At 39.6% G+C, this 1,348-nt stretch carries 2 protein-coding genes and 1 pseudogene; all 3 read right to left on the minus strand.

The features are described from left to right. The coding region (locus IV54_RS09735; protein WP_057879142.1) for a hypothetical protein at positions 1-501 on the minus strand (501 nt) is incomplete at its 3' end. After that, complete coding sequence (locus IV54_RS09740; RefSeq protein ID WP_039107119.1) at positions 491-772, minus strand: type II toxin-antitoxin system RelB/DinJ family antitoxin; 282 nt, start codon at positions 770-772, stop codon at positions 491-493. The genes IV54_RS09740 and IV54_RS09735, both read right to left, overlap by 11 nt. Before the next feature lie 258 nt (positions 773-1,030). Then, a pseudogene (locus IV54_RS09745) lies at positions 1,031-1,348 on the minus strand (replication initiator protein A); the annotation flags it as partial.

Genomic DNA, 1,348 nt, shown 5'->3' on the forward strand with positions numbered 1-1,348 from the left:
ACTAGGCCGATCGTTTTTATTTTCAGGATTGTTTTTTGGCTTAATTTCTGGATTGTATTTAGCAAAGTCTTTTAACTGTTTTTGAATTCTTTGTGTAAGCTCTGCTTTACTTTCTTTGTGCTTCCTTTTACTTGATCGCTGTTGAATTATCTTTTGACCCTTACCTCTTCTTTTTGATTTTAGGTCAAGCGTAAAATCTGAAATTTTATTTTGATCTAGCTTACTTAAATGACCGATTTCTTTAAAGTTTAAACCGGCTTTGGGAAAGCGATAAATATTACCAAGATCGACCCAGGAAGGTTTCTTCAACCCAGCGGATTGCCAATCTTGAATCGGATAATATTGTTGCTTGATATAAGCCGACTTCTTTTCATACTGACTAGTAATTTTAAAAGCCTCGACCGTCTGTTCTAATACCCGACGAATTAAAACTGGCCGAGACTTGCCACCGTTAGTTTCTACAAAACTAACGTATAGGCTGACTAAGTCATTAGTCCTCATCTGGATCGTTGAGCCAATCAGAGACCTCTTTAGCGTCTTTGAACTCGGTGACTGGTGTCCCTTCGGTCGCCTTTAAAAAGCGTAAATTAGCTTTTTCTTCTTCGCTTAAAGACGCATTAAAAGGTAAAGCACCATTAGCAACAATCCGCTTGTAAAACATGTTAATGGCCGTAGTTGGATTTAAGCCCAATTCGCTTAAAACTGCTTCGGTATCATCGGCCAAATCTTTATCAATCTTGACTTGGACCCGTTTCTTTTCCTTAACTGCCATGATTGTCTCATCTCCTTTCATTTTCTACTACCATTATACTACCTTTTGAGTATCTGATCAACGGATAAAACCCTGGCCTCAGGCCACTTGAGGTTGGCATTGATCTAAAGGCTGAACTTTTGAGCTGGTTAGCCTGGTTAGCTCTGGCGCTCATTTAAAAGCCCCTATTCTTCTGTTTAATCCATTTAAATCTAACTTAAGTATAAAGGGTCAGTAAGTCTTAAAACTGCTTAGAAAGGATTTTGTAGCCTTTTAGGACTAGCAGTACAACCCACTGTTGTCGTTGTCGGCCGGCTTTTCTTTTTCGGGGTGTTTGGCCGCGTATTCTCTAGCCGCTTGTTTATTCCACCAAACACCAAATAGATTTTGCATGGTGCCGTACAGGTAGTTTTCCACGTTCTTGATGTGCTTCTCATTGCTTCTTAGGGCGTTAAAGTAACGTCTCAAGGCTTTAGTCATTAAAAATTTAAGTTCTTCGTCGTCCAGTGGGATTATGACGCCAATATCTTTATGATCCTTCTCAACTCGGTACTTAGCATTTAAGATAATACCAACGAAGCGACGCATCTGTTGCGG

Origin of the sequence: Levilactobacillus paucivorans (assembly GCF_001437125.1) — a bacterium.
Classification (GTDB): Bacteria; Bacillota; Bacilli; order Lactobacillales; family Lactobacillaceae; genus Levilactobacillus; species Levilactobacillus paucivorans.

Excerpts from the sequence above, each read along its gene's own strand:
- IV54_RS09740 (WP_039107119.1), bottom strand. The coding sequence starts at position 772 with ATGGCAGTTAAGGAAAAGAAACGGGTCCAAGTCAAGATTGATAAAGAT.